Annotated in this window: 6 protein-coding genes; all 6 read right to left on the bottom strand. The window is 71.0% G+C overall.

Going from position 1 to position 5,565, the window contains the following annotated elements:
• Window positions 1-21: 21 nt before the first annotated feature.
• The 6 genes from O3W51_RS48700 to O3W51_RS47025 all read right to left on the bottom strand — a co-directional run bounded on the left by O3W51_RS48700 (window position 22) and on the right by O3W51_RS47025 (window position 5,297).
• The gene (locus O3W51_RS48700; protein WP_331284168.1) at window positions 22-267 is read right to left on the bottom strand and encodes a hypothetical protein; all 246 of its coding nucleotides are present in this window, start codon (window positions 265-267) and stop codon (window positions 22-24) included.
• Window positions 268-313: 46 nt separating this feature from the next.
• On the bottom strand, window positions 314-751 hold the full coding sequence (locus tag O3W51_RS47050) for a hypothetical protein (RefSeq protein ID WP_269290159.1): 438 nt from the start codon (window positions 749-751) through the stop codon (window positions 314-316).
• A gap of 99 nt (window positions 752-850) precedes the next feature.
• Window positions 851-1,348: a hypothetical protein gene (locus O3W51_RS47045; RefSeq protein ID WP_269290157.1), complete on the bottom strand. Its 498-nt coding sequence runs from the start codon at window positions 1,346-1,348 to the stop codon at window positions 851-853.
• 62 nt (window positions 1,349-1,410) lie between these two features.
• Entirely contained in the window at window positions 1,411-2,640 is a 1,230-nt protein-coding gene (locus tag O3W51_RS47040) for an MFS transporter (protein WP_269290155.1), read from the bottom strand.
• 27 nt (window positions 2,641-2,667) lie between these two features.
• On the bottom strand, window positions 2,668-3,855 hold the full coding sequence (locus O3W51_RS47035) for a hypothetical protein (protein ID WP_269290153.1): 1,188 nt from the start codon (window positions 3,853-3,855) through the stop codon (window positions 2,668-2,670).
• Between the two features lie 473 nt (window positions 3,856-4,328).
• Window positions 4,329-5,297: a hypothetical protein gene (locus O3W51_RS47025; protein ID WP_269290152.1), complete on the bottom strand. Its 969-nt coding sequence runs from the start codon at window positions 5,295-5,297 to the stop codon at window positions 4,329-4,331.
• Between the last annotated feature and the right edge of the window lie 268 nt (window positions 5,298-5,565).

Below are 5,565 nucleotides of genomic sequence, written 5' to 3'. Positions count from 1 at the left end.
CTTGCCGACGAAAACGACACCTCACCGACGACCGCCCCGCTGGGACCGCCCCAGCGGGGCGTCGCCGTCCTGGTTCGTCGGCACCGTGAACGCCGCCTTCGTCGGCATTTTCAGCGTCGGGCAACACAGGGTGTAGGAGTCCAGGCCCGGCCAATGGGCGACGACGGTGTACTCGGTCAGCCCGTCGTCCGGTGACACCGGGCGCCCCAGCGCCTCACTGAGCGGATCGTGCGGAGTATGGGTGCGCTCGTTGATGTGGGGGATCACCTCGATGTGCCTCCGAGGGCGCTGTCCGGGCGTTGGATGGGGAGGGTCATCGGCCGCTCTGGATGTCGGCGATGTGCACGAGCTGGCCGAGGGCAGTGATGGTGTACCAGCCGCAGTTGGCGAGGGTGTTGGGGTCGGTGAACTTGGGCAGCAGGTAGTCCTCCATGGCCCGCAGGTGGATCAGGCAGTCGGGGCAGCGCCGCGACAGGTGCACGAGGTAGCGGGGGTGGGCGGTGAGGAAGGTCTGCTCGCCGCCCTGGGGATTGCGCAGCCGCCAGCCGTCCTCATCGGTCGGGGCGTGCCAGGACGGGGCGACCACGCGCATGGTGTCCCCCCACAGCTCTCCTGCAGCGACCCCCTTGATGACGACGATCTGATCGCCGGCCTGGAAGTGGGCGTGAGTGATGTCCCGCCCGGGGGTGAAGGGGTCGCGGGTCGGCACGAAGGCTGGGGTGGGCGGCGGCGTCCAGGACGGCGGGATCATGCAGTTCCTTCCACACGAAGTCGTAACGGCGGGAGGATCAATGGTCCGCAGGAACGCCGGTTTGGCTAACCGGCGATGCCCGGCTATGTTCCGCGCCTGTCAGCGGAACGGGTTCTCCGTGCCGCGGTCGTCCGTACCTGCAGCGTCGAGGAGTTCGAGCAGGTCAGTGCCGTCCGCGTCCCGCTGATCGATCCACCACCCGGCACGGGCTATCGAGCGGGCCTTCTCCTCCAACTCCGCCCAGTCCGCCTCGTCCCAGGACCCCTCGACGACCAGCACGGTGTGCGCAGAGGTCATCAGGTGATGGCGGGAGCGCTCACCCCACGCCAGCGCCCTGTCCGGCCCCTCCAACTGCGGCATGTCGAACCTCTTCGCCCACGCGGCGGCAGCCTGCTGCTCCTCGGCACGCTTGGCGGCGAGCCACTCCTCCTTGGACTCTGTATCGGCATCGCGAGACGCCTTCCAGCAATCGGTGCAGTCGCGACCGGCGAGCCAGCGGGCGAAGCCGGCGCGCTTGTCGGCGGGACGACTGGACAGGTCATGGACGACCTCGTGGGAGCACGAGTGCTCGACAGTCCACTGCAAACGGACAGACATTTACGAATCTCCTCAAAACGGTGCGTGATGGATGGGCTGGTGGTTCAAGTGCGTTGTGCCGGTCAGCGGGCGGGCTGCAGCGTCGGACCCGAGCCGGAAAAGTGACCCCGACCGGCCATGAGGGCAGTTAGGGCGAAGGCGGCGCCGGCGGCGGGGAGGGCGGCGCTGGCGAGGGGGTGCTCGGCGAGGTGCCCGGCGAGGGCGGTGCCGGTGGACTGCCCGGCGCCGATCGACAGGATCAGCCACGCGTATGCCTCACTGGTACGGCCTGCCGGAGCGAGGACGTCCGCGGTTACGAAGGCGCAGGCGACCACGACGGTGAGGAACGCGCCGGGCACGACGACCGCGGCGGTGGCCGCGCACGGGCTCAAGAGGGTAAGGAGTGGCAACCACCCGACCAGGAACCCGGCTGGGGCAGCGATCAGTCGCCCGGTGGTGGTGCCCGACCAGGTGCGGCGTCCGTAGAGGAGGCCGCCGACGAAACTGCCCATCGAGAACGCGGCGGGGATGACCCCGGAGAGCAGGTCCTGGCCGTGCTGCTCAGCCATGGCGATCGACCACACGTTCATGGCCCCGACCGCGAACCCCACCCCGGTGAGGGAGACGAACAGCCGCACCAGGCCCCGACAGAGCAAGCGGCGCCCTCGCTTGGTGTCCGAGTCCGCAGACTGTGGAGGACGCCAGCTCCGAGAGGGCGGCGCACAGGCGACGGTGACGGTGCCCGCGAGACCGAGAGCGGCGGTGACGGCGAGCGCCAGGGGCGGGTTGTACGAGAAGGCGAGCGCGGCGACGAGTAGTGGGCCGAGGACGTACAGCAGGCCCTGCATGCCGGTGTCGAGGGCGAGCGCGGCGTGCCGCAGCCGGGGGTTGGGCAGCACGGTGGGCCACAGAGCCCGCAGCCCGACCTCCAGGGCCGGCGTCGTCAGGCCCGCGGCGAGCACGATCACCGTGGCGGTGGTCGGGCCACCGTAGGGTCCGGCCACTGGCAGGACGGCCAGCAGTACGGAGTTCAGCACAGCGGCTGGGAGGTGCACGCTGGTCTGCCCGTAGCGGTCCATCAGACGCCCCATGACCGGCTGGGCCAGCGACGACGCCAAGCCGTACAGGGCGCTGAGCAGCCCGCCGAAAGCGATACTGCCGCCGGTAGCGGTGGCCCACAGCACGATGGCGACGGGCGCCATAGCGTTGGGCAGGCGGCCGGCGAGCGTGCCGCCGAGCAGTCGGGCGACGTAGGGGGTGCCCAGCACCGCGCCGTAGCTGATGCGCGGTGCCGGGGGTGCGGTCAGGGACAACGGGTGCTTTCTCGTCGGGTGCGGCGCCTACCGGTGGCGGGCGGTGGTGGTGCGAGGCGGCGCCGCGGGTGGTGTGGTGTCCACGGCGGGGCGCGGACGGGCTCGCAGCACGGGGGTGCGGTGCGGCGGCAGGACGGAGACGGTCGCGCCGAGGTCCTCGGCCGCCTCGTGTACTTCGCGGGTGAGGAAGTTGATCTGCCGGCCCAGTGCTGACAGGCGGGCAGCGATCTGTCGGCCCTGCACGGTCTCCAGCGCGCTGGCGAACTGGCCGGCGGTCTCCACGAGCTCCTGGAGCTGGACCATCGGGCCCGCGCCGTGCCCGCGCTGGGTCGCGGTGAGCAGGGCGTTGGATGCGTCACCGGCGTGCTGGGCTTCGACGACGTCCCGGATGAGTTCATGCAGCGGCACCTCGGGGTCAGGTGCGGGTCGGTTGAACCGGGAGGCGTCCGCCCGCAGCACGCCGGGCGGGACCGCGGCGGGCAGTGCCTGCCCGGCCTCGTATTCGTGGGCGTAGTGCCCGATCACCTGCCAGCCCGGTGCGTCCGGGTCTCCTCGCAGCGCGATCACGGTCGAGTCGTCGCCCTCGATCAGATGGGCGAGGGTGATCGGCTGGCCGTCAGCGGCGTACCACGACTCGGTGAGCTCCAGCTCACCTCGCCTTTGTGCGGCCTGGGCCCGCTCGGTCCACACCTGCTGCTCTTCGTCGGTCAGCGGCGCCTGGTGGTGCTGGCGGTGTTCCTGGTCGGCGAGGTCGCTGGCGATGAAGCCGTATTCCGCCCAGGCGGCGAGGTGAGGCCACAGGGCCGCATGCTGCGCGCGTTCGGCTGCCGAGCCGGCAACAGCGGGCCGGTCGAGCGCCCGACGGACCTCACGGGCGGAGGCGGCGAGGTCATCCAGCACGGTCCGCCACCCACTGAGGTGCCGGGCGGGCGGCAGCGCGTCGAGCGACAGGCGGGCGGCGTCGAGCAAGGGATCCGTGTGCGGGGCGAGGTGCGTGACGTACGCCTCGACGGCTGCCCGGTCGCGACGGGTCCAGGCAGCCGCCGCGGCTTCGGGGTGAACGGTGTGCCCGTAGCGGTCGCGTGTCAGGTCGAGCGCGGTATCGGCCTCGGCGTTGATGACCGACATCCGTAGCCGGAAGTCACGCGCCTGGTGCGCCAGTTCGGGCACCAGCGGCCGGGGGCTTTCGGGGGTCGGGTTGCTGGGACTCGTCATCGGGATCGCGCACCGCCCGAGGACGTCAGGTGGACGGTCGGCGCGTAGGAGGGCTTGGGTGGGATAGGCCGGGTCGAAGGCGACGATGCGGTCGGCGGCTTTGCGCGTTGTGTCGTTCGGCCGGCAGCAGCTTGGGCGAGGCGGCTGCGGCGCTCCAGTAGCCCGTGCGGCAGCACCGGATCAGCTAGGCCAGGGGAGAGCGCGGGGTCGAGGACGATGTCGGCGTGCACGGCATATCCGTGACGGCGCAGGTCGGTTACCGCCTGGCGTGTGCGGCGGTGGCCGTCACGCTCGGGTTCGCTGAGTCGATACAGCCCGGGACGGGCGGGTACGGGTTCGAACTGCTCGCGGGTCAGAAACCACTCGGCCAGATGCGGGGATATCTGCGGCGTCGCGGCGGCGACGAAGCCCAGGTCGGGGTGTGTGCCGAAACGGAAATGGTCAGGCAGGGGGAAACCTCTTCTTTGGGGGTGTCAGCGGTGCGCGTTCGCCGGCCGGGGAGTGGCGGGCTGGGGCGGGCGGGTGGTGAGCAGACGCGGGGTGGGCGCGGACAGCGCCACCTGTCCACCGGGGACAGCGGCGCGGGCCTGGCGCTCGAACGCTTCGCCGTCGGCGAGCCAGGTCGCGATCTGCGGCAGGACGGTGGCCCCGAGCTGGCTGCGTACCTGGCTCCACTCCGGGGCCGACAACGTCGCGGGAATGGAGTACAACTCCGCGCGCAGGTCCTGGAATTCGGCCCAGGCATCCTGGCTGCTGGCGAGCGCGTCGCGCAGCCGGGCCAGCGCGGCAGCGTCCTGCGGCCAGGCACTCGCGGAGGGCCGGCAGCGGCTGAGCAGGAGAGGCGCGTGCTGCAGGACATCTTGGAAAGAGCGCCAGCCGCGGTCGGCGTACGATCGCTCCATCTCTTTCAGCAACCGCGGGTTGTCGAACGGCATGCCGTCGCTGTACCGGCCGGACTCTGCAATCGCCTGCAGGGTCTCGTGGTCCGGGCGGATCCGGTTCAGCGCGGCCATGACGGTGTCGAGCCGCCGGTGGTGCAGGGCGCTGCGGTAATCGGGCAGGAAGGTGTGGGCGACGGCCTGCGCGGCGAGCTCCGCCTCGGCGGGCAGCACGATGCTGCGGGGCGCGTGCGGGTCATCCCAGTTGTCGTCGTACTCCTCGGTGGCGAAGGCGCCCAGGAGATAGCCGCTGGCGTGCCCGGGACGCTCGATCAGGAGCAACGCGGTGCCGGCTGGGTTCTCCAGCACGATTGCGCACCGAACGTGGTCGTGGACCATGGCCTGGAAGAGGTCGCCGCTGTCCCACAGCGAGCCGACGATGTCCTCCTGCCAGTGTCGGCGGGGGTAGGTCTCCACCGTAGCGGTCCAGGCGCCGGGCAGCCGTGCGGCGATGTCCTGGCCGGTGTCGCCGAGGTAGGGGCGGCTGCTGGTGGTGATGCTCACACCGTGGTCGTGGGCCCGGTGCACCAAGGCGCTGGCTGTATCGCGGACTGCCTGCGCCCCACGCAATGGGGTGGCGAAGGCCCCGCCGGGCAGGGAGTTGAAGCCGGCTTCCTGCAGGGCGTTGCGGGCGTCGAGGAACCTCAGGGCCTCGGCGTGAAGTCGACTTGAGCGGGTTCGCCCCAACTGGCCTTGCTGGTGGGGTAGGTGGCAACATGCGGCAGGCGCGGTTGCCAGCGATCATGTGAGTGTCTACGTCCCATGATCCTTG

The sequence above is a fragment of the Streptomyces sp. H39-C1 genome (assembly GCF_027158125.1).
GTDB classification, from domain to species: domain Bacteria; phylum Actinomycetota; class Actinomycetes; order Streptomycetales; family Streptomycetaceae; genus Actinacidiphila; species Actinacidiphila fildesensis.
This window is presented reverse-complemented; position numbering and strand designations above follow the sequence as displayed.

Coding starts and splice junctions, on each gene's coding strand:
- O3W51_RS47050 (WP_269290159.1), bottom strand. CDS start 751: ATGATCCCGCCGTCCTGGACGCCGCCGCCCACCCCAGCCTTCGTGCCG.
- O3W51_RS47045 (WP_269290157.1), bottom strand. CDS start 1,348: ATGTCTGTCCGTTTGCAGTGGACTGTCGAGCACTCGTGCTCCCACGAG.
- O3W51_RS47035 (WP_269290153.1), bottom strand. CDS start 3,855: ATGACGAGTCCCAGCAACCCGACCCCCGAAAGCCCCCGGCCGCTGGTG.